We start from the raw sequence: 26,699 nt of genomic DNA, 5'->3' as shown, positions 1-26,699 counted from the left end.
CGTTATCTAGTCATTTCGTTGGTGACAAAAGTAATATATATTTTTAGAAGAGTGTTATTATCACCCCTCTTTAGTTGCCATATAAAGGAAAATAAACTATTTTTGTTCTCAACATAAAAAAAAGAAGTGGTTATGGATGCTACAATAAAGAAGATACCTTATGGGATGACGAATTTTGAGTCTATCATCTGTGATAATTATTACTATGTGGACAAGACTCACTATATTACTAAAGTAGAAAACACAAGTCGTTTCTTCTTTTTTGTCCGTCCGCGCCGTTTCGGTAAGAGCCTTTTTTTAAGCATGCTTAGTCATTACTATGACATCAACCAGAAAGATAAGTTCGACAAAATATTTGGCGAACTTTACATAGGAAAGCATCCTACTCCTGATCGCAACAAATACTTAGTGTTGGCACTTAATTTCAGTAGTGTAGCCTCCAGTATGGAACGTTTAGAAGAATCATTCAACACCTATTGCAAGATAGTAATGACCGGATTCGCGGAACGAAATGCCCATCTGCTAGGAGAAGAAGCCGTCGAAAAACTACGCGAATTAAAAACGGGAGACGCTTTATTGGGATCACTGTGCCAAAGTGCTAATAGCAAAGGACAAAAGATATATCTCATCCTTGATGAATATGATAACTTTGCCAACAATATACTGGTTGATTATGGCAACGAACGTTATCGCAGCATCACTCACGGTAGCGGATTCTTCCGTGGCTTCCTGAAAGTGGTGAAAGACTATTCAAATTCAGTGATTGAACGGATCTTCCTTACAGGCGTAAGTCCCGTAACAATGGATGATCTCACCAGTGGGTTTAACATTGCGGCAAATTACAGCAATTCGCCCACCTTTAACAATATGATGGGATTTAATGAGCAAGAAGTACGTACGCTAATCGATTATTACAAAAGTTACCGGAAGCTACCGCACACCACAAATGAACTAATAGACATCATGAAACCATGGTATGACAATTATTGTTTTGCCCTAAAAGCACTAAAAGAGCCGTCGATGTATAACTCGGATATGGTACTTTATTTCATGAACCACTATATGCTGAATGAAGACATTCCCGAAAATATGCTCGATGCCAACATCCGCACCGACTACAACAAGCTGCGCCACCTCATCCACGTAGACAGAACTTTCGGCGAGAATGCAAGTATGGTACAGGAAATCGTAGAGAAAGGCTCTACTACCGGAATCATTGCTGACAGCTTCCCTGCTGAAGATATTATCAAACCGGAATACTTTAAGAGCCTGCTCTATTATTATGGTATGCTCACCATCAGCGGCATGGAAATGGGAGAGCCCAGACTGAGCGTCCCCAACTGGGCAGTACGCGAACAACTCTACGGCTACATGACAGATATCTACAAAGATTCTGCCGACCTCTATTTGGAAACAGATAAACTAGTGGATCGGATGAAACGAATGGCGTACAAAGGAGAATGGGAAAATTACTTCAAATACATTGCCGACCGTCTAAACGCTCAAAGCAGTATCCGCGACTTTATCGAAGGCGAGGCTTTCGTAAAGACCTTTATTCTGGCTTATCTGGGATTGACGCATTACTACATTGCCCGTCCCGAATATGAGAGCAACAAAGGATATGCGGATATCTTTCTGCAACCCCGCCTGTTGCAACTTCCCGACATGGTATACAGTTACTGTATCGAGGTAAAGTATGCTAAACGAGATGCTTCCGACACCGAGATAGAGAAACTGCTGACTGATGCAAAAACACAGTTGAAACAGTATGCCACAAGCGAATGGATTCAGCAAGACAAAGGAACTACAGAACTAAAAAGTATCGCACTAGTATTTCAAGGTTGGAAACTGACAAGAGTAGAAGAAGTCTAGACTGTTAAAAAAAACTAGTCAAACAATTCTTTCAGTACATCCAGAGACTTCAACGCTGGAAAATCCGGCAAATGCAGACGATAATAATCATTCATAATCGTCAGACAGCGAGTGCGTTCTGCGCGGCTCATGCCAAATAAGTGCATTGTCTCATAATTCATACGCATCAGCTGGCGAAGACGTCCTGCCTCTTCGGGATTAATATAAGAGGAATGCAACTGCGGACGACTGGAAGTGAAACAAGCATTCAACAAATCGAAGTAATCACCATTATGATAATCTTCCAGATTGGGATACAACCCCAGAAAACGGGAAAGACGCATCAGAAAAACCAGATGGAAATTGGCAAACCCTTCGCGACATTCGTCCAGCCAAATGACAGAATGCTGCAAATAAGCGAACAGCGGACGGTTTTCAGCCTCTTCACGAATAGCACGATAGAGAAATTCTGCCAAAAAAAGTGCCATCGAAGATTTGTACGGATCATAAGGAATAGAAGTGAAAGGATAAAAGGACTTCGCCTCTTTCACCCGATAGAGAGTAGCATTCGGACGGTAGTCTGCCTCAAACTCGATAAAAGACAAGGGCTGGAAAAGCACCGACTTGACTGCCGCCTTCCGCGAACGGGGCACGGGAACCAGAAAAGAAGTCCTGCCGGATAACTCCGTGTACATATCTACAATGATAGAAGTATCATTATATTTAAGCGTATGTAGAACTATTCCTTTCGTCTTTTGCAGCATAGTGCGCTCCTCTTTTTATCATTCCGGAACAAAACTACAAAAAAATGTCTGGCAATTGGGAGCTTTTTAGAGGCGTTAACAACAAAAAAGATTGCTATTTTTGTTATACTCCCTGAATAACAAGTAAATATAGACAAGAGTATGAAAAGAAAAAGTAATAAAAACAGCTTTACCGGATGCGCAAAAGCATACATCCGAAGTCTTCAAGAAGAAGGCCGTTACTCGACGGCACATGTATACAAAAACGCAATTCTTTCATTTACAAAGTTTTGTGATACTCCCGATGTGGCATTCGGGCAAGTCAACCGCGATAACCTGAGAAGGTATGGACAGTATCTTTATGACTGCGGATTGAAACCAAATACCGTATCGACTTATATGCGTATGCTGCGCAGTATCTACAACCGGGGCGTCGAAGCAGGCACTGCCCGTTTCATTCCCCGACTGTTTCGTGATGTATTCACCGGAGTAGATGTCCGCCAGAAGAAGGCGCTGCCCATCAACGAGCTGCACATGCTACTCTACAAAGCGCCCAAGTCCAGACATCTGTGTCGTACACAAGCAATAGCACGACTGATGTTTCAGCTCTGCGGCATGCCGTTTGCCGACTTTGCACATCTGGAGAAATCTGCATTGACACACGGAGTACTGAGATATAACCGTATAAAGACGGGCACTCCCATGAGCGTTGAAATACTGGAAGCAGCCCAAAAGACAATCAACGGACTGCGCAACAATGAATCTTCCGCCGGCGATTATCCGGATTATCTGTTCGACATAATGAAAGGAGATAAAAAAAGGAAAGAAGAGGCAGGATATAAGGAATATCAGTCGGCTCTCAGACGTTTCAACAATCAGTTGAAGAGCCTCTCCAGAGAATTGCGCATCAAATCGCCCGTCACTTCATACACCATCCGGCATTCCTGGGCAACAAGCGCCAAATATCAGGGAATCCCTATCGAAATGATCAGCGAATCATTGGGACATAAATCGATAAAAACCACGCAAACTTATCTGAAAGGCTTTGGACTGGAAAAACGGACAGAAGCGAATAAATTGAATTGTTTTTACGTAGAGAACTACCTTACAGGCAAATAGAGAGAGACAAACTATTGAATATAAACAAATTACCTTATCTATTACTTCTTAGGTAACGGAAATAAATACAGCGCAAAGATATAGAAAAAGAACATCATACTCCAAATTAATTAGACATTATTTTACTCCCTTTCTTTCAAAAAAAATAAAAAAGAATACAGGAGCATGAATTATATCTGTTTCATGTTCCAGACCGCTATTGTATCTGCCGGACTGTTTTTCAGCCGAAAACTTATATATACACTTTATAACTCAAAGACCGCTGCCTTTTTTACTTCTTTCCCCTCCACATACCGGTCACAAAACCGGATTTCCGTTACCTAAGAAGTAACAGAAACACATAAACAAAAGATTATGACACACAAACCCAATAGTAATAAAAAAAGGATATTGCCGATCAGCAGCATGAAGGGACTCACACCAGTCTTAAAATGCATGTTGGCAAGCATCCTCCTTTCCTGTCTTCTGCCCGCTTCCAGTCTATACGGGCAAAAGATAGCTGTCAAGAGCAATCTTCTCTACGACCTCACAACCACATTCAACATAGGGGGAGAGATAAGATGCGATGATACGCATACGCTCAGTCTCTCCGTCAACTACAATCCCTGGAACTTCGGAGGAAATAAAAAGATGAAGCATTTCATGCTCCAGCCGGAATACCGCAAATGGTTTAGCGGAACGTTTATGGGAAGTTATATCGGCTTTCAGGTTCATTATGCCCTGTTCAACTTTGGCGGTATGCTCCCCTGGGGATTCGGGAACGGTAAAATGCTGGGAATCGAAAACAAGCAGATTGCCAACAATCGGTATCAAGGCAATCTGGCAGGCTTCGGCATCTCCTACGGTTATCAATGGATGATCAGTCCGCAATGGAATCTGGAAGCAGGACTCTCACTGGGATATGCCCACCTCAACTACAAACGTTACGGACAACCCGAAGGCGCCGCCTTCATAGAAAAGTCCCACTGCAACTATTGGGGCCCCACGCAGATAGGAATATCACTCGTATATTTCATTCAGTAAATCAATTAAATCACAACATAACATGAAAACGAAAGCATTCATCTTTTTCAGTCTATTGATATGCAACTTGCTCCCGGCACAGAACGTTAAGCTGGATATCGTCCCTCACTTCTTCGGTGTCCGTGCAGATTCATTGCTTCTGGCCATGGATATTTCAATCCATATAGACGACATGGATTCCAAAAGTGCCTTTATGCTGACACCCGTACTGACCAGCCAGGAGAAAAAAGTGCTGCTGCCACACATACAACTGAACGGCAAGCAGAAACAGAAGCTATATCTGCGCAATCAGATATTGCGCAAAAAGAATGACCGGAAAGAAGAGGATGCAAAAGCTTATCTCATTGCCGGCATTGACGAAAATCATTCACGTACCATTTCCTACCGGACTTCATTGCCGGCGGAGGACTGGATGAGCAACGCGACACTGACACTCAAAAGAACTATTGTACGTCCGGAAGGTGAACAATCTCTGAAAGATACGATCGTCATAACTCCTCAAAACATAGTGGCATCTTCCGGCACAATAGTTCCCTCCAGTACGGCTACCCAAGAAATAGTCTCCCTTCCTGCTGTCAATGAACGTTCGGTGACTCCGGCAGCCGGCAACAAGATGAAATACAAGGGTGCCTATGTTTCTCCCGAAACGGATGATGTGGATGCACGGAATCAGAAAGAACTGAATTTCAGCCTTGAAGAGGCAAAAATGATAGCGGAGATCAATCCGCAGATGTTATCGCTCCGCGAACTCTACACTGTCGCCCTGTCTTATACGGAAGATAAAGCCCGGTTTTACAAGATTATCAATATTAGTGTCAAACTGTATCCTGTACACCCGGTTGCCAACCTGAATGCAGCAGCTGCCGCCATCGAACAGGGAGACGTCAAATCGGCAGGTAAGTTCCTTTCAATGGCTCTCCATGACAGCCTTGCCTACAAAAACTGTCGCGGAGTATACGAACTTATGTCCGGAAATACCTATGAAGGTATCCGAATGCTGAAAGCCGCCAAAGCAGAAGGCTCCGAAGAGGCTGCATACAATCTGAATGCATTTTTTGAGAACAATAAACGCCCTTAATCAACGGATACAATGAAACGTTTCATATTCCTGCTCTTACTTCTTGGATGTCTGGACGCTTACTCGCAGAAAGTGGCCATCAGAGTGAATGCGCTTTCTGCCATAGACGGAGCCTTCGGAGGAGGAATCTCGTATGCCATAGGAAACAAGAACACCGTCGAACTCACCGGAAGCCTGCGACCCTGGAAGCGGAGCGAAGAATATGTCAACCGCTACTGGCTGCTGCAACCTGAATACAAATACTGGACTTGCCAGAAGTATAACGGCTTTTTCTTGGGGGCTTATCTGAACGGCGCACAATTCAACATCGGAGGCAAGAAACTGCCTTTCGGCGTATTCTCCCAACTGAAACGTTATCGGTACGAAGGCTGGCTGGCAGGCGGAGGTATCAGCTGTGGATATCACTGGATGCTGAACGACCACTGGAACATAGAAACAAGTGTGGGAGCAGGATACGAATATATCCATTACCGGCAATACAACTGCGTAGATAAATGCGCAAAGCTAAAGGAGGAAGGAAAGTATCATTACGCAGGACCTAATAAGGCCTCTATTAGTTTAATCTACCTATTTTAAGAAAAGAAGAAAAATGAAAAAATTATGGAAAGTCTGGTTCTCCAAAAGGAGGCATATTTACATGGAGATAGCACGCAAATACCGGTCTACACCGTGGAAAGTATATCACTTAGGACATGGCGGTAGAGGAAAAACACCGAAGGACATGAAGATTCTGGAAGAACTGCAACAACGCGGAATCATATCTTATATCTATCCTTGGTGAACAGGCTATTTCTACATATAGATTCATTGATTAGTATAATTATGAAACTGAGAGGATTTTTTATTATTGCGGTCATGGCATCGCTTTCCCTACAGGCACAGACGCCTGTAGAGAAAGATAACGGAACGATCCGCACCACCGCTTCCAGCCTCCACAAGGCAGGGGAAGAACTGGTGGTTTCTATTTCGGTAGAGATCACCCGGGACCTCTCGTCCAACGAATCGCTGGTTCTTGTTCCAGTTGTCACCGACAGTCTGGAGCACCGGATGGAACTGCCACCCATCTATATCAATAGCCGGAAACAACAAATCATATTTATGCGTGAGACGGGCAGAAAAGAGAAAGAAGCCCGGTCACTGCAAAGGAAAAACGGAAGTCAGCAAAGTATGCATTATCTGCAATCCGTTCCTTTTGAGAAATGGATGAACCATGCTACACTCTCACTGATAGAGAAAAGTTGCGGCTGCGGCATCCCCAGTGAAGAAGCTTTCACCTGTATCGCCCGTCTGCATCCGCAGCCGGTACCTATTCCGCAACTCGTATTTCTCACTCCGCAAGTGGAAGCGCTGAAAACCAGAACCGAGAAAGGGTGTGCATTCATCGACTTCCCTGTAAACGATGTGATCATACACGAAACATACAGCAACAATGCAACAGAACTGAATAAGATCGTTCAAACAATAGATGCTATCAAAAATGATACGAATGTGACAATCACACATATCAGCATTCATGGTTATGCATCACCCGACGGACCTTATAAACTCAACGAGAGATTATCCCGCGAACGTACTCAGGCATTGAAGGAATATGTATGCCGGTTATATACATTCGACCAAACGGATATCCAGACCTCACATACTCCCGAAGATTGGGAAGGATTCGAAGCTCTTCTCACCGATACAGCCTTTCAGCAAAAAGAGGCGGTCATGAGAATCGTGACAGGCAGTCTGCACCCCGACCGCAAGGAAGAGAAGTTGAAAAAACAATTTCCGGCATTCTATCGCTTTGTACTCGAACATTGGTTCACGCTGCTCAGGCATTCCGATTATACCATCGAATATCATGTACGTCCTTTCAGCGTAGAAGAATCACGAAATATTTTCGTGACCAACCCCAAGAATCTGAGCCTTGAAGAGATGTTCCGCCTCGCACTTACCCACACACCGGGGAGTGAAACATACAACAAGATATTTATGACTGCCGTGCAATTGTTTCCGGATAATCCCGTAGCCAATCTGAACGCAGCCTGCATCTCACTGATGCAAAGAGACGTGAAATCCGCCGGGCATTATCTGGAGAAAGCACCGGAAGTACCGGAAACGGCACTGGCAAAAGGCGTCCTGTACCTTCTGAAGAACCAGTATGAAGAAGCGGAATCATTCTTCAGACAAGCCAAAGCTGCCGGACTTTCACAAGCCGATGACAATCTGAAACGAATATTAGAACTTAAATAAATGTTTAATTAAAATCAATGGTAAGATGAAACAATTTACAAAACTAATGGCAATGCTCCTGTTTACAGCAGCCACACAGTACAGTTGCATCAACGATGCAGATGTAATCTCCGACAAAACTCACTCGGATTCGAACGGCAACGTAGCCCTGTTTCTTGAAATTCCGAATGTTCCCGTCAGCCGAAGTGCCGAATCATCAGGCGTAACTGAAGAAGGTTCGAAAGAAGAATACGCAGTAAAAAGCCTTACTGTCTACTTCTTTGACTCGGTTACCAAAACTTTTGTTGAGTCGCAGCCTCTTGAAAACATCACACTGGCAGGAACAAGCGGACAAAAAATACAATACACCGCCAACAAAATCACAATGAAACCGGGAACCTACAATGTATTCGCCATCGCCAATGGTGAAGCAATCACAGGGGACATCGCAACACAGGACAAATTCCTCGGAGCCATCGACAAGGTGACTTACAGCACAGGAAAGATTCCAAGTGTACCCGAAGAAGGATTTGTAATGACCAACCGTGGTGCTGCCAACCTGAACGTTGAAGTCAGCAAGCCCACAGACTCTGACAAAGTAACCAACATCTCCATCAGCCTGGAACGTGTAGTTGCCAAAATTGAAGTGACACAGACACAGGAAACCTTCCCCCTGAAAGACCCGGCAGGAAAGACTTACTGTACTATCAAACTCAATAACTTCAGAATGCTGAACCTGGCAACTCAGTTCTACACCTTCCGCCATACAGCCGTACTGACCAGCCTTCAGGAACCGGACTCATACACTGATGAGAACTTCGGCAACATAAACGATAACGACGGTTATGTAATAGACCCTTACTTCTTCAAGAAAACCGTAGAAGGTGCCGAAGACTTTAAGAATGAGGACGGTTTCTTTGCACAGGCACTGGTGCAACTTAATATAAACGACAGCAACTGGGCAGGCATGGCTCCGGCAAATAGCTGGTCACGCATCTACTGTCTGGAGAACTGTATGTTCCGTCCGGCCCAGATGAATGCCTATACCACAGGAGTGATGTTCAAAGCAAGCCTCGACATTGCTACCGACCGTGTATTCGACGAAAGCGGAGAAACAGTCAGCAACCCGTCCAACTGGCCGACCAACCTGTTTTACTTCAACTACAATTTCTACACCAGTGTAAATGCAATCAGAAAACTGGTACTTAACAACCTGCCCGGAGACATTACCGACGACTCTACAACGGAAGAGCTTGCCAAATATAGCATCAAACGTTTTGGCAAGACTGAAAACTATGCATGCTACTATAACTATTGGATCAAGCACGAAGACAACAACAATGACACTGAGATGGGAGTAATGGAATTCGGTATCGTACGCAACAACATATACAGGCTGTCAGTCAATAAGGTTGCAGGTCTGGGCAGCGGCGAACCGTTTATCGAACCGGAACAACCGGATGAATACAAGGCAGAACTGAACATCAACATTGATGTTTTTCCGTGGGCCGTACGTAACCAAGATGTAGAACTTGAATAAGTATCGGCCACTTTGAACTAAATTTATTACCAATGCGTCCATTTTTACTACATATTATCTGCGTTATCACGCTGTTCTCATCCTGCAACTGGGTGAATGATGATCTGTCAGACTGCCCTACCGGGACCTGGTTGAAAATCTCGTATACCTATAATATACTGGATGTGGATGCCGCTTCCTCACAAGTAGGAGACATCACCATTTTTGCTTTCGACAAGAACAACAAGTATGTGGACAGACTGGACGTAGACAGTATCACATTACATCAAGGCTACTGCATGGTAAGAGTGCCGTTTCCCGAAGGGAGCTATCATCTGCTTTTGTGGGGAGGAGCTTCCGACCGTCAATACCGGTTCCCTTATCTCAAAGCCGGTCAGACGGAACGGGAATCATTGCTCCTGTCATTGATATGTGACAATGACAAACAGATGAACGGGAAATTGAACGGCCTCTTTTACGGTAGCCTTGAAAATATGACGGTCAGCAGTGATTATCAGGTATGGGACGCCCCTTTAGTCAAGAACACCAATTATTTCTCATGTATCCTTCAGGATGAAAACAATAACCTTCTGAACCGGGAAGATTTTACTTTCACGCTGGAAGCTGCTAATGGGGTAATGGATTATACAAATACTCCATCGGATACAGAGCCCGTTTACTATCGCCCATACCGGCAGGAAGTCAGTGTACTCTCTGATGATATTCCTGTCATTCATGCGCGATTGAACACATTGCGCATCATGAAAGGAGATCAGACCACATTGTCCATAAAGCATATACCCAGCGGACAGGAAATTCTGCGTCTTCCGCTCACCCAGTATTTATTGTTATCTAAAATCTACAGTTATACCGGTGATGAGATGGACGACCAGGAATATCTTGACAGGCAGGATTCATATACACTTTTATTTTTCATCCAATCATCGGATATGGGGATTCCGAAGATATGCCCGAAAATAATGGTAAACGGATGGACTGTGCGGCTGAATGATTCAGAACTGGAGTCTTAAGAATACATGGCTGATTGTATGTATACGGAATTTAGGTGAGATGTTCTACAAAAAAGGCTACTGTGAAGTATCCGAGTGGTATGATATACCCTTTTTTTCGCATGTTTTGTTTCCCACAACATGCCAAATTTCCTTATAAAACGGCACTTCATTGAAGGACTGTTTTATTAATTGTTTGTTTTGTTTGTGTTGGTGCACTTGTCCGAGCGAGGACAAGTGCACTTTCGTTATCTATTAAAACAATCAGAATCACGCACTCTATCCGTCACAATGAAAAAGTTGCCATTTTCTATACTGCAATTTATATAGGGAGCAGTAAGAAGGATACCATTGAACAGAAACCCGACCTCGTTCTTATCGTTTTTTCGAAAACGATGTAACAACCAAGAGCTAAGTACGTAAAGTCTATTATATATAATAAGGTGTAAACATAGGCTATTATCCATAGCACTATGGAAAGAGAATTTTTTTTCGACAAATCGCAACTTCATATTTAGCTGAAAATCAAGTAGCATAAGCCTACCACAAGAAAAAAAAGAAGGAAAAACAGATATTTTTTTCAAGAATTGTTTGTCAGTTTCAAAAAAGTTCCTACCTTTGCATCCGCAATCGAGAAACAAACACTGATTCGAGAGAGCAAAAAGCAGAAATGCAACAATAGGATGGCCCGTTCGTCTATCGGTTAGGACGCAAGATTTTCATTCTTGAAAGGGGGGTTCGATTCCCCCACGGGCTACAAGTAAAAAGAATAAAGAACTAAAAAATAGATTAGTCGAAATGGCAAATCACAAATCATCACTGAAGAGAATCAGACAAGAAGAGACAAGAAGACTTCATAACAGATATTATGGTAAGACCATGAGAAACGCTGTTAGAAAACTTCGTGCAACTACTGACAAGACAGAAGCTGTTGCAATGTATCCTGGCATCACCAAGATGTTGGATAAGTTAGCTAAAACAAATGTTATTCACAAGAATAAGGCTAACAATCTGAAATCTAAGCTGGCTCTTTACATCAACAAGCTCGCTTAATAATAGAAAAATAACAATTCTATATAGCATTCAGGCTGAACTTTTAAGTTCGGCCTTTTGTGTTTATAATCCACTGAATATCAGACCGCTTTCCCAACCGCTAATTCCACTTTTATTCTGTATTTTTCACCTCTTAAACTTCGCCAAGTCGACAATTTTCACTATATTTGCTCTGTTATTATAACTTAGAAAGGCAATTATGAGCGAAGAACAAATCACTCCCAATAACGGGTCTTATTCTGCGGATAGTATCCAGGTATTGGAAGGTCTTGAAGCAGTGAGAAAACGCCCTGCGATGTACATCGGTGACATCAGCGTAAAGGGACTTCACCACTTGGTATACGAAATCGTTGATAACTCCATTGACGAGGCACTGGCCGGGTATTGCGACCACATCGAAGTGACAATCAACGAAGATAATTCAATCACCGTACAGGATAATGGACGTGGTATTCCGGTCGACTATCATGAAAAAGAAAAGAAGTCGGCGCTGGAAGTAGCAATGACCGTACTGCACGCCGGAGGTAAGTTCGACAAAGGTTCGTACAAGGTTTCCGGAGGTTTGCACGGTGTAGGTATGTCTTGCGTAAATGCACTGTCAACACACATGACTACACAGGTATTCCGTGATGGTAAAATCTATCAGCAGGAATATGAAATTGGTAAGCCGCTTTATTCTGTAAAAGAAGTAGGGGTATCGGATATTACAGGAACCCGCCAACAATTCTGGCCGGATGATACCATCTTTACCGAAACAGTATATGATTATAAAATCCTGGCTGCCCGTTTGCGCGAATTGGCATACCTGAACGCGGGTCTGCGTATCTCTCTGACCGACCGCCGGGTAGTGAATGAAGAAGACGGCAGTTTCAAGAGCGAAGTGTTCTATTCAGAAGAAGGTCTGAGAGAATTCGTACGCTTTATCGAGTCCTCACGTGAGCACTTGATTAACGATGTCATCTATCTGAACTCCGAAAAGCAGGGAATTCCTATTGAAATCGCAATCATGTACAATACAGGATTCTCTGAAAATGTACATTCTTACGTCAATAATATCAATACAATCGAAGGAGGTACGCACCTTGCAGGTTTCCGTCGTGCACTGACTCGTACACTGAAGAAATATGCCGAAGACAGCAAGATGCTGGAAAAGGTAAAAGTTGAAATCTCGGGAGACGACTTCCGTGAAGGTTTGACTGCCGTTATTTCCGTAAAAGTTGCCGAACCACAGTTCGAAGGACAGACCAAAACGAAGTTGGGTAACAACGAAGTGATGGGTGCTGTAGACCAGGCTGTCGGCGAAGTACTGGCTTATTATCTGGAAGAACATCCGAAAGAAGCAAAAACGATTGTAGACAAGGTAATTTTGGCTGCTACCGCACGCCACGCAGCAAGAAAAGCCCGCGAAATGGTACAGCGCAAATCTCCGATGTCCGGAGGTGGACTGCCTGGTAAGTTGGCCGATTGTTCGGATAAGGACCCTTCAAAATGTGAATTATTCCTCGTCGAGGGAGATTCGGCAGGTGGTACTGCCAAGCAGGGACGTAACCGTATGTTCCAGGCAATCCTCCCGCTACGCGGTAAGATTCTGAACGTAGAAAAAGCAATGTACCACAAAGCGCTGGAAAGCGATGAAATCCGCAATATATATACAGCGCTAGGCGTCACTATCGGAACAGAAGACGACAGCAAAGAGGCTAACATTGAAAAGTTGCGTTATCACAAGATTATCATCATGACCGATGCCGACGTCGATGGTTCTCACATCGACACACTGATCATGACGTTCTTCTTCCGTTATATGCCGCAGATTATTCAGAACGGCTATCTGTATATTGCTACTCCCCCACTCTACCTCTGCAAAAAGGGTAAGGTAGAAGAGTATTGCTGGACAGATGCACAACGCCAGAAGTTCATTGATACATACGGCGGCGGTCTGGAGAATGCAGTCCATACACAACGCTACAAAGGTTTGGGTGAAATGAACGCCCAGCAGTTGTGGGAAACGACCATGGACCCCGAAAACCGTATGTTGAAACAAGTTAACATCGATAATGCCGCAGAGGCCGATTATATATTCTCCATGTTAATGGGTGAAGACGTAGGTCCGCGCCGCGAATTTATCGAAGAGAATGCAACTTATGCAAATATCGATACATAATTTTAATATTACGTTTTTATAAACCAACCTCACATCTTACAACGAAGAAGCGTCGGCAAGCGAAGGAAAATCCTCCGTGCCGGCGCTTTTCTATGTCTTAATAAAACCTAACAGTTAAATTACTTCTCGACCAAAATCACTATCTTGCCAAAAAGAAGGAGGACACTTATGAAAACTACTACCCAAAATCCTGTATTTGCCAAGATCAGGCTGTATCTCAAAATTCTGGCATCCTGTGTGATTGTCACTTGCCTGTTCCTGATCATTATCCATCCGGAGGCATGGATCACTCCGTCCTGCATTATTGTAGCTATGATCTGCCTGCTATTTCTTCTGATACGAGCCAAACGCAAAGAATCAAAAAAATGAGAGAAATATCAGATCATATCATGCGCCTTTAATTCCTCCACTGCGATTTCCAGTTCTTGATACCACTTTTCACCGAATTTACGGATCAGCGGTTCTTTCAAGAATTGGTAGACAGCTACATTTTCTTTTTTTCCCAGCAGCACAGCCGCCTTGCATACATCCCATCGATGATAATTTACTGCTTTATATGGCCCGTAATCCCCAATCCGGATGGGATAAAGGTGACATGATACCGGTTTATAAAAGTCAGTCTTGCCATCCCGATAAGCCTTTTCAATGGCACAATAACAGCATCCTTTCTCGTCATAGCAAGTAAAGACGCAGTCCTTATTATTAACAATAGAAGTCACCAGATCACCTTCCTGATCCGTATATACCACTCCTTGCTTTTCAATGACAGCACGCGCTTCCGGAGACAGTTCCTCCCAAATAACCGGCAGCACTTCTTCCAACTTTTCTACTTCCTCCAACTCCACAGGTGCCCCCGCATCCCCTTCAATACAACATTCGCCCTTGCAGGCATCCAGGTTACAGAGGAATTTTTCCCGAAGGACATCGAAGCTCACTACTACATCTTCTATCTGAATCATAAAACTTATGTGAGACAAAAAGGGCGGAGTTTACCCCCGCCCTTCTGGTTATAGAATTCTAAATTACTTAATCAAAATCTGACCATTCATATCTGCCGGAGCTTCCAGACCCATGATTTTCAAAATAGTCGGAGCAACATCAGCCAAACGACCGTCCTCCACTTTCGCAGCCTTGTTTTCTGTTACGTAAACACAAGGAACCGGATTCAGAGAGTGAGCCGTATTCGGAGTGCCGTCTTCGTTCAAGGCGTGGTCAGCATTACCGTGGTCGGCAATGATGATTGCTTCGTAGCCCTGTGCTTTGGCAGCTTCGATGACATCTTTCACGCAAGCGTCTACAGCCACAACAGCCTTCTCGATTGCTTCGTAGATACCGGTATGGCCTACCATATCACCGTTAGCGAAGTTCACCACAATAAAGTCATATTTATTTTCGTTGATAGCGTCTACCAGTTTATCCTTCACTTCGTAAGCGCTCATTTCCGGTTTCAGGTCATAAGTAGCTACTTTCGGAGATGGAACGAGGATACGGTCTTCGTTGTCGAACGGAGTTTCACGGCCACCGTTGAAGAAGAAAGTAACATGGGCATATTTCTCTGTTTCGGCAATATGAAGCTGGTTCAAGCCTTTTGAAGCAATGTATTCGCCCAGTGTATTGGCAACATTTTCTTTATCGAACAGGATGTGAACGCCTTTGAAAGATGCATCATACGGAGTCATACAGTAATACTGCAATCCCGGAATGGTATGCATACCTGCTTCCGGCATATCCTGCTGAGTCAGTACGACTGTCAGTTCTTTAGCACGGTCGTTACGGTAGTTGAAGAAAATAACCACATCACCTTCTTTGATTGTTCCGTCGCAGTTAGCGTTTACAATCGGTTTGATGAATTCATCCGTTACACCTTCATCGTAAGATTCCTGCATTGCCTGAACCATGTCAGTAGCTTTCTTTCCTTCGCCGTTTACCAGGAGGTCATAAGCTTCTTTCACACGTTCCCAACGTTTATCACGGTCCATAGCATAATAACGACCGATGATAGAAGCAATCTTGCCGGCAGATTTCTCGCAGTGTGCAGAAAGTTCTTCGATAAATCCTTTACCGCTCTTCGGGTCAGTATCACGACCGTCCATAAAGCAGTGGATAAATGTATTGTTGATGTTATATTCTTTGGCGATGTCGCAAAGTTTGAAAAGATGAACCATTGAGCTGTGCACACCACCGTTAGAAGTCAATCCCATGAAATGAACGTTCTTTCCATTTTCTTTTGCGTAAGAGAAAGCAGAAACGATTTCGGGGTTCTGAAGGATGCTGTTGTCGGCACATGCACGATTGATTTTCACCAAATCCTGATAAACCACACGTCCGGCACCAATGTTAAGGTGACCTACTTCGGAGTTACCCATCTGTCCGTCGGGCAAACCTACGTTCTCACCACTTGCCTGAAGTTGGGAATGAGGATAATTGTTCATCAGATAATCCCAGTAAGGAGTGGGAGTGTTGAAGATTACGTCGTCTTTCTTTTGGTCGCCTAATCCCCAACCATCGAGGATCATTAAAAGGGCTTTCTTGCTCATACTATTTCAATATTTAAATTATCACTCTGATTTTCGGGTGCAAAGGTACAAAAAAGATGATTACGTAAACGCTTAATCTATGTTAAGTTAAAAGGGGAAAAGAGGGGAAGCCATGAATATTTTTCTTTCTTTGTACAGGGAACTATTAAACACATTTATTCAAAATTTAATATTATGAAAACGATTCTACTCTGCATGATGCTCATGCTATCGGGTATGCTCACTGCGCAAACCATCGACAATCCGCCATTTAAAGCCCGTTCGGGAAGCATTGGCAACATCACACGTATAGAACGCACGCCCGAAGGTACGCGTGTTTATATTCACGCCATCTTCCGCCCGCACTGGTGGATAAAAGAGGAAGGAGACAGCTACCTGGAAGATGCGGCTACCGGAAAAAAATATCAGTTCAAGAGTGCAGAAGGCATTGAGCTCAACAAGGAAGTGTACATGCCCGACTCGGGCGAGATGGACTATGTACTCACTTTCGAAGCTCTGCCGGAAGAAACACAGGTCATCCATCTTCTCAGCCCCAGTGATACCGAAGGGAACACGTATGATATCTCTTTAGTGCCGCAAACCGATAAGAGTGTTTCACCATTGGTTGCAATCAAAGGAAACTGGTTCAAGACTGATGATTTGAACGCATGGGAATATGGTATCTACGATTCTGTAACAATCATGAACAACCGGATATTCACCAATGAAACTGTCCGTAAGAAAGGGAAACGGATCGAGATAACTGTCAAGGACAAGCAGAATGGGGAGACACGCACTTTACTGGTAACTCCACAAAAAGACGGAAACTGTAAAATACAAGCGAACGGAGAGAAGGAACAACTGTACACCCGGCAAAAGGGAACGACCAAGACCATCGCCGCCGATACAGGTTTTCAGCAGTTCTTCCACACAGACACTACCTGTCTGCAAGGGTATATCGACGGCTACGACCGACGCCTGGGATTTGATACCGGACTGATCTATCTATCGAATATCATCACCCGCGAAGACTATCCGACTGTGATTCAGATAGACGAAGACGGCAGTTTCCTGTGCAAATTTGTCATCAAGCATCCTGTGGAACAATCGGTTACACTTGGCAACAACTGGATTCCATTCTATATCGAACCCGGGCAAACACTGACCATGTATATCGACTGGGAAGCATTACTGGCACGTAGCCGGGCACGCGATTATTATTTTCCTATCAAGAATATAGCTTACATGGGACCGTCGGCTCCTCTCTCCTATCTGCTGAAAGAATTCAGTTCACTTATCCCCTACCGTTACGAGGATTTATCCAATTCCCGTAATAAGCTGACTCCCAGCCAATACAAGGAACATATGAAGCCGTTTATCGCCCAATGGGAACATACAGCCGATTCAGTGATTCAGATTTGCCAACCATCGGCAAAGGCTGTCCGCCTGATAAAGAACAAGACAAACCTGCAGGCAGGTGGCTTATTCTTCGATTTCCTGATGAGCAGAGATTATTACGCGAAACAGGATACAGCCAACCAAGCCTTGAAAGTGCAAGAAGATGATTCCTATTACGATTTCCTGAATAAGATGCCGCTAAATGATGAAGCGGTGCTTGCCGATGCCAATGCAAGTACTTTCATCAACCGGTTTGAATATATGAATGCTTTCAGAAAAGCTTATGGGCAACAGTATGCAACAGCGCCGACAGATACCATCACTTATACGTATCCGGAAAAGCCGCTTCTGACTTTCTTTAAAGAGAAAGGGGTAAAGATGAATGCAGAGCAGGAAGCAATCAGACTGAAACACGAAAAACTGGCCGGAACAACAGTAAAGATCACTTTGAAAGAACTTCAGGAGGAGAATGAGAAGGTAAAAGACTTATTCGAAAAAGAAGAAAAGCTAATTTCGGAATATGTAGAGAAACATGTCAAAAACGAGCAATCAGAGGAATCAAAGGAAGAAATAGACAGGAATTTTATCTCAATGAAAGTAAAAAGTGAACATATAAAAGACAGCATTCTTGCCGGACTATATAATGTACCCAATCCTTTGCTTTGGCAAATAGCTAAAGTACGCGACATGAAATTCTATCTGGAGAATATCAAGACACGTTCAATCGCCCGTGAGTATGCAGACAACACCAAAGAAAAACTTACTTTTCCAATATTGGCAGAAGAAGCCGAATATCTGTTTACCAAAATACATCCGAAAGAAGAAGCTAAGTCCTACCAGCTTCCGGAAGGTAAAGCCACTGAGGTTTTCCGCAATATCATCAAGAATCACCCGGATAAAGTATTGTTCGTTGACTTCTGGGCGACGACTTGCGGACCTTGCCGGGGAGGGATAGAGGCGACGGCAGACCTGCGCAAAAAATATAAGGATCATCCGGAGTTCCAGTTCATCTATATCACCGGACAGAAGGATTCTCCTGCCGGTGCATACAAGCAATATGTAGAAAACAACCTGAAAGGAGAAGCCAGTTATTATGTGACCGAATCGGAATTTAACTATCTGCGCCAACTCTTCCACTTCAACGGTATTCCGCACTATGAACTTGTACTAAAGGATGGTAGTATCTCCAAAGAGGGACTGGGAACTCATAAAATCAGAAAGTACTTGGAAGAGAATTTCCCCGTTTCCGAACCTGCCCAACTTAATTTGAATGAAGAATGAAGAATGATGAATGATGAATGAAGAATTACTCTGCAGCGTGATAGCGTAGCTAATTCTTCATTCTTCATTTAAAACTTCTTCATAATGATTAAAACAGATGTTTTATTGTCATCTGTCAGCTTTTCATATATAATAATCTAATAATAAACAGATTACCACATGACAATAAGCCCTGACAATAAGCTGACAATAGCAAAAGTTCCATTTTACTGTCATCTTATGGAGTGAGGGAAGTTTCCGATATATCTCACATTAGAGTGTATTAATACATTTTTTGCCATCATTTGATTCCGTCATTCAGACGAATACCAATGAGAAACGATCGGCTATGTCATTCAAACGACTGCAAGGAGGAAGACTCTCCTCTTTTGCGTGCACAGGAGAAGAGCCTTCATTCACACTGTCACCAACACTTCTCCTTTCGTTGTTTCCCGTTCAAGTATCCATACGGTTTGTGACAAGCTATCAGAACGGTTGTGCCACCTACGGAAACGATTATGCCAAACCTCTGAAACGATTGTGCAGAGTGCTTGGCACAGTTGTGCCACTGCGATGGCACAGTCGTGCCAAAGGCGTGGCACAAGCATGCCAAAGGGGTGGCACAAGCAAAGCATACCTTCTACTCCTCGTCCGCTATGCTTTCTCTGCCCTCCAAGCATACTTACAAAGGGACTCTTTATCAAATAGTCAAGCTGGAATAACAGTATGATACGGCTGACAATAGAATGGACGATTGCTATTGTCAGCCGTATTATCAGGGGGTATTGTCAGGAGCTAATTATCTTATTATAAACAGTTTGCCTACTAAAAGCTGACAGATGACAATAAAACATCGGTTTTAATCATTATGAATGAGTTTTAAATGAAGAATTACTGGATCAGTCCGAAAACCCGGTTTGAGCTCTATACTGTACGGATTTGAATGAAGAATTGGCTGCGCTATCACGCTGCAGCTGCAAAGTAATTCTTCATTCTCCATTCATCATTCTTCATTTCTGTACGGTTTGAGACCATTATTCCATCAAAAAAAACAAAGCAAAAGGCGGAAGCCCGGCTAATTTTCCGTATCTTTGCACCGCTTTAAAATTAAATCATAGAAATATGGACGATTCAAACCCGCGAACGTGCACTAATAGTATTAATTAAAGCGAACAGAGTCATTGAAAACTGATGCCTCTGCTCGTGTAAACAAACGAAAGGAGGCAATAAGATGAGAACATATCTTTATTGTGAAGCTGGCTTTGTGGAAAAACCGCAATGGCTGCCTAACTGCTGGGTAAACGTGGTATGCCCAAACAACGATGACTTTGAATTTCTGACTAAAACCCTGAACGTACCCGAATCATTCTTGAACGATATAGCCGATACGGACGAACGTCCGCGTACCGACACAGAAGGCAACTGGCTGTTGACGATTCTACGTATCCCGATGCAAAACAAACAGAATGAAAGTCTTCCCTTCGGCACTGTACCCATCGGTATCATCACCAACAATGAAATCATTGTATCAGTCTGCTATCACAACACAGATCTGCTGCCTGACTTCATCGAACACACCCGCAGAAAGGGAATCGAAGTCCGCAACAAGCTCGATCTGATCCTACGGCTGATTTATTCGTCTGCCGTATGGTTCCTGAAATATCTGAAGCAGATAAATCTGGATATCAGCGCCGCCGAAAAAGAATTGGAACGTAGTATCCGCAACGAGGACCTGCTCCGTCTGATGAGATTACAGAAAACGCTGGTTTACTTCAACACCTCCATCCGGGGAAATGAAGTGATGATCGGTAAGCTGCAAAGTATCTTTCAGGACACCGACTTTCTGGATAAGGAACTGGTAGAAGACGTTATCATTGAGTTGAAACAGGCGTTTAATACGGTGAATATCTATAGTGATATCCTCACCGGAACGATGGATGCCTTCGCCTCCATCATCTCCAACAACGTGAATGCCATCATGAAACGTATGACCAGCCTTTCCATAACTCTGATGATTCCGACGTTGATAGCCAGCTTCTACGGAATGAATGTGGACATCCATCTGGAAGAGGTACCGTATGCCTTTGCATTGATTATTCTCTGTTCTGTGGTACTGTCGACATTGGCGTTTATCATATTCAGGAAGATCAAGTGGTTCTGATTCTGACAGCCCCACTCCACTCCCTCTTTATTTCAGACACATAAAAAAGCAGCCTGTCACTCTTAAAACCTAAATGAAAGGTCAGAGATGACAGGCTGCACACAATACGTTTTTTATTCGATAGAGAATATTAAAAAGAGAATGTTTAAGAGAGAGAAATTATTTTATCTTATCCTTCTTTATTGGATTTCTTTCCGCCCAATGGCACAGAAATACCAACAAATCCACTTACAGAATTAGTGTTCTTGCCTAAGAACATATAGTCAGTTCCGAGGAACACCGGTCCTAGCTTCAGCCCCAGACCAAATGACTTTCCGGCAGACTGAATAGCCGAATAGCTAAGTGCTACATTCAGCCAGCTCTTCGGACGGTAGTTTGCAGAGAATGTGATCTCCGTAAGAGTTTTCGGTTGTACGAAACGGGTCGTAGACAATACACCTACTCCGAACTTGTTCTCAAAGAAGCCGTATTCAGCTCCTACCACAACTGTAGATGCCAGACTAGACTTGCGTGATTTATGTGCTTCCTCTGTCTGAAGTTGCAACATTTCGTAGTCGAGTACATCACCACCGTTTACACGATCCATATATCCGTTAGCATCATTCTGCAAACGGTTAATATTAGTCTGAACTGCAGTTATAGAACCGCCAATATTATTCGGATCAATACCTGTCAGATAATTATCTCCTGCAATATTAATTGCCTCCGGATTAGCAGAAGCAATTTTAGTAGCGCCTTTCGACCATTTGATGAAGCCTAAGTCAAGGACAGAGGCAGATACTGTCAGATTATCCATGATTTTATAAGAAGCTCCCAAGTCAATGCCGAAGCCATAGCCTGCAATGCCCAGCTTACCACTATCAAAGTCAAAGTCACTGATATAGTCCTGACCATTTTCTTCTACCAACTCCAGTCCCTTGAAAGAGCTTTCCAACTGAGCATTTACAGCCAAATTGGCATGGTAGCCTTTAATTTCATTTCTTAATGCTTCTATCTCCTGTGCAGCCTGTGCGGGATCACTGCTAAACTGAATATTCTGCAACTGGTTAATACGAGCATCACTTGGAAGTTCGGCATTCATCATCACGTTATTGATCTTCAAATTCATATTGCCAATACCCAACAACACTTTCACTTTACCACCAACTGTCAAACGGTTATTGATCTGACGCGCATATCCCAAACCAACTTCACCATAAGCATTAATATCCAGTTTCTGACCACTGATATCGTAGTTGCTGTTTCTCCAGTTATCTTCAAGCGCATCCATCTCATTCAGGAAGGTAAACATAGAACGGGTAAGGCTTGCACCTATATCCGCACGAACACCAACGTTGAACGACCAGAAGTTCTTTCCTTTATACCATCCGGCAGAAAGAATCTCCGTGCTTACGTTCACATTCAAATCATTCTTATCTTTCAGACGTTTCAGAAAATCCGGATTAGAGTAGAAATTGTCGCTATCATCAATAATGTCGATAATGTCCTGATATCCCAATGAAGTAGAACCCACAGTAGCATTAACCGATCCCAGTACAGGAATATTAAAATATCCTTGTGTCGGAATCAAAGCCGGATTCAATTGTTGACGATAATGCGTACCTTCCATAAAATAAGAGGTACGTAAAAACTGCGCATTGGCAGGTAAAACACAAACCATCATAAGAAGAAATGCCCCAATAAACTTCTTTGATGAATACAGTCTGCTTGTTGTCATGATTTTATCTTTTTTTAATTCTTGTTATCGTTTGCAAATATATAGCATTTGGGTAACAAATAAAAGCATATGGCAACACTTTTTTAGCATAAACGGAACATTTTCATGGCTATTTAGAGAAAAATCGTGCTTATTCTGCAAAAATATGTAGAAAGTGAAACGATACGTAAAATCAGAAGTTTAGGTTCAACTGCCCGTCACCAAGCAGATTGAAGGTCATCCGGTGGTATGGAGTCGTTCCGTGTTCGGCAATGGCGGCACGATGTTTTTTAGTCGGATAGCCTTTATTATTATTCCAGTCATAAAAAGGATATTCTTCGTGAAGACGATTCATATAATCATCTCTATAGGTTTTAGCCAGTATGGAAGCGGCAGCTATCGAAAGATACTTCCCGTCTCCTTTGATTACTGTCGTATGGGAGATATCGGGATATTTATTGAAACGGTTGCCGTCAATGAGCAGATGTTGAGGTCGGACAGAGAGCTGGTCAACAGCCCGATGCATGGCCAGAAAAGAGGCACGGAGAATATTTATTTCATCAATCTCTTGGGGCGACACCACTCCTACCGCCCATGCTATCGCCTCTTTCTCTATCACTTCCCGGAGTGCATAGCGCTGCTTTTCTGTCAGTTGCTTCGAGTCATTCAGCAACTCATTCTTAAAATCTTTAGGAAGAATGACGGCAGCAGCATACACAGAACCTGCCAGACAGCCGCGCCCAGCCTCATCACAGCCGGCTTCTATCAAATCTTTATTTAAATAAGGTAATAGCATACTTATTCTTTTTTCTTACAGGATACAAAGATAAAGGAAATAAAAAAGGAGACCTCATTCAAGACCTCCTTTTTCTGTCATTCATTCACACAAACAAGCAATTGTTCCCCAAATATACTCCAGGTTCACAGTCCTGCTGACCGGAACCATCACCCTACCATTCGTTTTACAGATTTTGTTCTTTTCTAACATCAGCCTTTCCCCTTAGCCATTATGACATATTTCTTGATTATATTATATCGTCTTGCAAAAGTATCCAAATAATGAGAAACAAGAAAATGACTTTTCCGGAGTATTTGCATGAAATGCCCTTAAACAGGATCATTTACCGAAAAAGAGTGATTAAGCATGCAAAAAAAGTGTTTACGCAGTTCTATACCATAAAAAAAGCGATAGCCGAACCTATTCCGGCCATCGCTCTCTTCAATAAACAAACCTTTTTAGTTAAAACAAACTCCAGGCAACAGTAAGCCCTGCCATCACAATGGCTACCATGCTCATGAGCTTTATCAAAATATTCAGGCTCGGACCGGAAGTGTCTTTAAACGGATCACCCACAGTATCACCTACTACGGTTGCCTTATGCACTTCACCGCCTTTACCTCCAAAATTCCCTTCTTCTACATACTTCTTCGCATTATCCCAAGCACCGCCTGCATTCGCCATAAAGATAGCCAACACAAAGCCTGAACTCAAACCACCAATCAACAGTCCTAATACTCCGGTCACTCCGAAGATTAACCCGGTCGCAATAGGGGCAATAATAGCGATCAGAGACGGAATGACCATTTCACGCTGTGCACCTTTGGTTGAGATAGCCACACAACGTTCATAATCCGGCTCAGCCTCTCCGGTCAGGATGCCTTTAATTTCACGGAACTGACGACGTACCTCATCCACCATGTGTCCGGCTGCGCGACCGACGGCATTCATCGTCAATCCGCAGAACAGAAAGGCCATCATCGAGCCGAGGAACATACCGGAAAGAACTTTCGGATTCATCAGCGTCACATCATAATAGTTCATGAAATCGACAAAGGTAGCATTGGCGGTAGAAACAACATCTCCGTTTGGCATACTCAGGTCCATCGTTCCCAAACGGGTCAGACCGATACGGATCTCTTCAATATAAGATGCCAGCAAAGCCAGTCCGGTCAATGCAGCGGAACCGATAGCAAAACCTTTCCCGGTTGCTGCTGTTGTATTTCCCAAAGAATCGAGCGCATCAGTACGTTTGCGTACCTCAGGACCCAGACCTGCCATTTCCGCATTACCCCCTGCATTATCAGCAATCGGACCATAAGCATCCGTAGCCAACGTTATTCCTAAGGTAGACAGCATACCGACAGCAGCGATGCCAATGCCGTAAAGCCCCATACCCACATTAGAGAAATCGAACCCGGAAGCAAGCAGGAAGGAAGCAATGATACCCACTACTACCGCAATCACAGGAATAGCTGTAGAAAGCATTCCCAAACCAATACCGGAAATAATAACCGTAGCGGGACCGGTCTTTCCACTTTCACTCAACTTCTGAGTAGGACGGTAAGACTGGGAAGTATAATATTCCGTAGAACGTCCGATCACAATACCGACCAGCAGGCCGACTACTACCGCACAGGAAATCCAAATCCAGTTGTCCAGCTGCAAAAGCCACAGGATTAAGAAGGTGGCGGCAACAATCAATACGGAACTCAGATTGGTTCCGAATGCCAGTGAGCCGAGCAAATCTTTCATCGTTGCATTTTCTTTAGTGCGTACGGAGAAGATACCGATAATAGAAAGCAAAATACCTACCGCTGCAATCAACATCGGAGCAATAACTGCCTTGAACTGCATGACCGTATCTGCCGAATGGATAAAGGCAGCAGCACCTAATGCGGCAGTCGCCAGGATAGAACCGCAATAAGATTCGTACAAGTCGGCACCCATTCCTGCCACGTCACCAACATTATCACCTACATTATCGGCAATGGTAGCAGGGTTGCGCGGATCGTCCTCGGGAATACCTGCTTCTACTTTACCTACAAGGTCGGCACCTACATCGGCAGCTTTTGTATATATACCACCACCCACGCGGGCAAACAATGCCTGTGTAGAAGCTCCCATACCGAAAGTAAGCATCGTGGTCGTGATAACGCAAAGTTTATGAGTCGGTGTCAGTGCGTCAGCAGGAATCACCGCATTCAACAGCAGATACCAGAAAGATATATCAAGCAACCCCAGTCCGACTACCACGAGTCCCATTACTGCACCACTGCGGAAAGCAATTCTCAGACCGGAATTCAGTGAGTTACGTGCCGCATTAGCAGTACGTGCCGAAGCATAGGTTGCTGTCTTCATACCCAGAAAACCGGAAAGACCGGAGAAGAAACCACCCGTCAGGAAAGCAATAGGAACCCACGCATTCTGAACATGAAAGCCATAAGCCATAATCGAAAACAAAATAACCAGCCCCAAAAACACACAACCTACAATTTTGTACTGTTGTTTCAGATAAGACATAGCCCCCTTGCGTACCGCAGCGGCTATTTTTATCATTTGAGGAGTACCTTCACTCTCTTTCATCATCTGCTTATGGAAGTAATAAGCAAAACAGAGGGCTAACACTGAAGCGACTGGAACCAGCCAGAAAAGAATGCTATCCATAGAATTAATTATTAAAGGGTTTTATGGTGGCTAAAAGTATGGAAATCAAACGAAAAAAGCAAGCAAAAGAGGAAAAAAATCCGGCTTGTCCATTTATATAGTATCTTACAATGAAGCGAATGAAAAGCTATTAGAAAAGACCTTCGGGAATATCCCGGAGAAGACATCTCCTCATTAACGATTTAGTTAATTTTCAATCCAATTACGTTAATCGTTAACAAATCGGTTATTTCTATTAAACCATGTTATAAAAAGCCACGCTTTGCCCCGAAAATTTGGAGATAGCCGAAAAGTCCCTATCTTTGTACTGTGTTTTTCATAGTATTAGATTTAAGGTTAACAAAAGATTGGCTGTCTGGGATAGATAGCCTTTTTTTATGTCTTGTTTATACCTCCCATGATGAAGGTATGATAACGGACAAAGACATTTAAAAAGAGGAAGCACCGTT

The 26,699-nt window shown here is 43.4% G+C and carries 21 protein-coding genes and 1 tRNA gene; 15 read left to right on the top strand and 7 right to left on the bottom strand.

What is annotated here, in order from left to right; genetic code table 11:
- The first annotated feature begins 132 nt into the window (after positions 1–132).
- Positions 133–1,872 carry an ATP-binding protein gene (locus tag K6V30_RS05795; RefSeq protein ID WP_010536167.1) on the top strand — a complete coding sequence of 580 codons (1,740 nt, stop codon included), beginning with the start codon at positions 133–135 and terminating at the stop codon, positions 1,870–1,872.
- A gap of 14 nt (positions 1,873–1,886) precedes the next feature.
- On the opposite strand, the gene recO is transcribed toward K6V30_RS05795, so the two are convergent.
- A complete protein-coding gene (gene recO / locus K6V30_RS05790) occupies positions 1,887–2,615 on the bottom strand; it encodes a DNA repair protein RecO (RefSeq protein ID WP_010536166.1) in 729 nt (242 codons plus the stop codon).
- 141 nt (positions 2,616–2,756) lie between these two features.
- On the opposite strand from recO, the gene K6V30_RS05785 reads away from it, so the two are divergent.
- The 12 genes from K6V30_RS05785 to K6V30_RS05730 all read left to right on the top strand — a co-directional run bounded on the left by K6V30_RS05785 (position 2,757) and on the right by K6V30_RS05730 (position 14,143).
- The gene (locus K6V30_RS05785; protein WP_010536165.1) at positions 2,757–3,713 is read left to right on the top strand and encodes a tyrosine-type DNA invertase cluster 3b; all 957 of its coding nucleotides are present in this window, start codon (positions 2,757–2,759) and stop codon (positions 3,711–3,713) included.
- A gap of 405 nt (positions 3,714–4,118) precedes the next feature.
- A complete protein-coding gene (locus tag K6V30_RS05780) occupies positions 4,119–4,736 on the top strand; it encodes a DUF3575 domain-containing protein (protein ID WP_010536164.1) in 618 nt (205 codons plus the stop codon).
- A 22-nt stretch (positions 4,737–4,758) separates the two neighbouring features.
- Entirely contained in the window at positions 4,759–5,814 is a 1,056-nt protein-coding gene (locus K6V30_RS05775; protein ID WP_055269345.1) for a DUF3868 domain-containing protein, read from the top strand.
- Between the two features lie 12 nt (positions 5,815–5,826).
- Positions 5,827–6,390 (top strand): DUF3575 domain-containing protein, encoded by a 564-nt coding sequence (locus K6V30_RS05770; protein WP_055269344.1) that lies wholly within the window; start codon positions 5,827–5,829, stop codon positions 6,388–6,390.
- 13 nt (positions 6,391–6,403) lie between these two features.
- Positions 6,404–6,595, top strand: a complete 192-nt coding sequence (locus K6V30_RS05765) for a hypothetical protein (RefSeq protein ID WP_010536161.1) — start codon at positions 6,404–6,406, stop codon at positions 6,593–6,595.
- Between the two features lie 41 nt (positions 6,596–6,636).
- Positions 6,637–8,052 carry a DUF3868 domain-containing protein gene (locus K6V30_RS05760; RefSeq protein ID WP_055269343.1) on the top strand — a complete coding sequence of 472 codons (1,416 nt, stop codon included), beginning with the start codon at positions 6,637–6,639 and terminating at the stop codon, positions 8,050–8,052.
- Between the two features lie 25 nt (positions 8,053–8,077).
- Entirely contained in the window at positions 8,078–9,571 is a 1,494-nt protein-coding gene (locus tag K6V30_RS05755; protein ID WP_055269342.1) for an Mfa1 family fimbria major subunit, read from the top strand.
- A 32-nt stretch (positions 9,572–9,603) separates the two neighbouring features.
- Positions 9,604–10,581, top strand: coding sequence for a FimB/Mfa2 family fimbrial subunit (locus K6V30_RS05750; RefSeq protein ID WP_055269341.1), 978 nt, complete (start codon positions 9,604–9,606; stop codon positions 10,579–10,581).
- Positions 10,582–11,245: 664 nt separating this feature from the next.
- Positions 11,246–11,317: transfer RNA gene (locus K6V30_RS05745), tRNA-Glu, on the top strand.
- 41 nt (positions 11,318–11,358) lie between these two features.
- On the top strand, positions 11,359–11,613 hold the full coding sequence (gene rpsT, locus K6V30_RS05740) for a 30S ribosomal protein S20 (RefSeq protein ID WP_008763686.1): 255 nt from the start codon (positions 11,359–11,361) through the stop codon (positions 11,611–11,613).
- Between the two features lie 199 nt (positions 11,614–11,812).
- Complete coding sequence (gene gyrB, locus K6V30_RS05735; protein ID WP_010536157.1) at positions 11,813–13,774, top strand: DNA topoisomerase (ATP-hydrolyzing) subunit B; 1,962 nt, start codon at positions 11,813–11,815, stop codon at positions 13,772–13,774.
- Between the two features lie 168 nt (positions 13,775–13,942).
- Positions 13,943–14,143: a hypothetical protein gene (locus K6V30_RS05730; protein ID WP_010536156.1), complete on the top strand. Its 201-nt coding sequence runs from the start codon at positions 13,943–13,945 to the stop codon at positions 14,141–14,143.
- A gap of 8 nt (positions 14,144–14,151) precedes the next feature.
- Here the strand turns inward: K6V30_RS05730 and K6V30_RS05725 are convergent, their stop codons facing one another.
- Together K6V30_RS05725 and gpmI are read right to left on the bottom strand one after the other, a co-directional pair.
- Positions 14,152–14,733 (bottom strand): DUF3109 family protein, encoded by a 582-nt coding sequence (locus K6V30_RS05725; RefSeq protein WP_010536155.1) that lies wholly within the window; start codon positions 14,731–14,733, stop codon positions 14,152–14,154.
- 63 nt (positions 14,734–14,796) lie between these two features.
- A complete protein-coding gene (gene gpmI, locus K6V30_RS05720) occupies positions 14,797–16,311 on the bottom strand; it encodes a 2,3-bisphosphoglycerate-independent phosphoglycerate mutase (RefSeq protein WP_010536154.1) in 1,515 nt (504 codons plus the stop codon).
- 174 nt (positions 16,312–16,485) lie between these two features.
- Between gpmI and K6V30_RS05715 the strand changes: the two genes are divergently transcribed.
- On the top strand, positions 16,486–18,969 hold the full coding sequence (locus tag K6V30_RS05715; RefSeq protein ID WP_055269340.1) for a TlpA family protein disulfide reductase: 2,484 nt from the start codon (positions 16,486–16,488) through the stop codon (positions 18,967–18,969).
- A gap of 395 nt (positions 18,970–19,364) precedes the next feature.
- Here K6V30_RS05715 and K6V30_RS05710 read toward each other — a convergent pair whose 3' ends face one another.
- Positions 19,365–19,628 carry a hypothetical protein gene (locus tag K6V30_RS05710; protein ID WP_155520382.1) on the bottom strand — a complete coding sequence of 88 codons (264 nt, stop codon included), beginning with the start codon at positions 19,626–19,628 and terminating at the stop codon, positions 19,365–19,367.
- A 551-nt stretch (positions 19,629–20,179) separates the two neighbouring features.
- Between K6V30_RS05710 and K6V30_RS05705 the strand changes: the two genes are divergently transcribed.
- The gene (locus tag K6V30_RS05705) at positions 20,180–21,109 is read left to right on the top strand and encodes a magnesium transporter CorA family protein (protein WP_010536153.1); all 930 of its coding nucleotides are present in this window, start codon (positions 20,180–20,182) and stop codon (positions 21,107–21,109) included.
- 169 nt (positions 21,110–21,278) lie between these two features.
- Here the strand turns inward: K6V30_RS05705 and K6V30_RS05700 are convergent, their stop codons facing one another.
- The 3 genes from K6V30_RS05700 to K6V30_RS05690 form a co-directional block, all read right to left on the bottom strand.
- Complete coding sequence (locus K6V30_RS05700; protein WP_055269339.1) at positions 21,279–22,826, bottom strand: DUF5723 family protein; 1,548 nt, start codon at positions 22,824–22,826, stop codon at positions 21,279–21,281.
- A gap of 172 nt (positions 22,827–22,998) precedes the next feature.
- The gene (locus tag K6V30_RS05695) at positions 22,999–23,601 is read right to left on the bottom strand and encodes a ribonuclease HII (protein WP_055269338.1); all 603 of its coding nucleotides are present in this window, start codon (positions 23,599–23,601) and stop codon (positions 22,999–23,001) included.
- Between the two features lie 444 nt (positions 23,602–24,045).
- Positions 24,046–26,250 (bottom strand): sodium-translocating pyrophosphatase, encoded by a 2,205-nt coding sequence (locus K6V30_RS05690; protein WP_010536150.1) that lies wholly within the window; start codon positions 26,248–26,250, stop codon positions 24,046–24,048.
- Positions 26,251–26,699 lie beyond the last annotated feature (449 nt).

The organism is Bacteroides faecis (genome assembly GCF_020091505.1).
In the GTDB taxonomy this organism is placed as follows: Bacteria; Bacteroidota; Bacteroidia; order Bacteroidales; family Bacteroidaceae; genus Bacteroides; species Bacteroides faecis.
The sequence above is the reverse complement of the archived record's forward strand: the minus strand, read 5'-3'. Positions and strand labels throughout refer to the sequence as shown.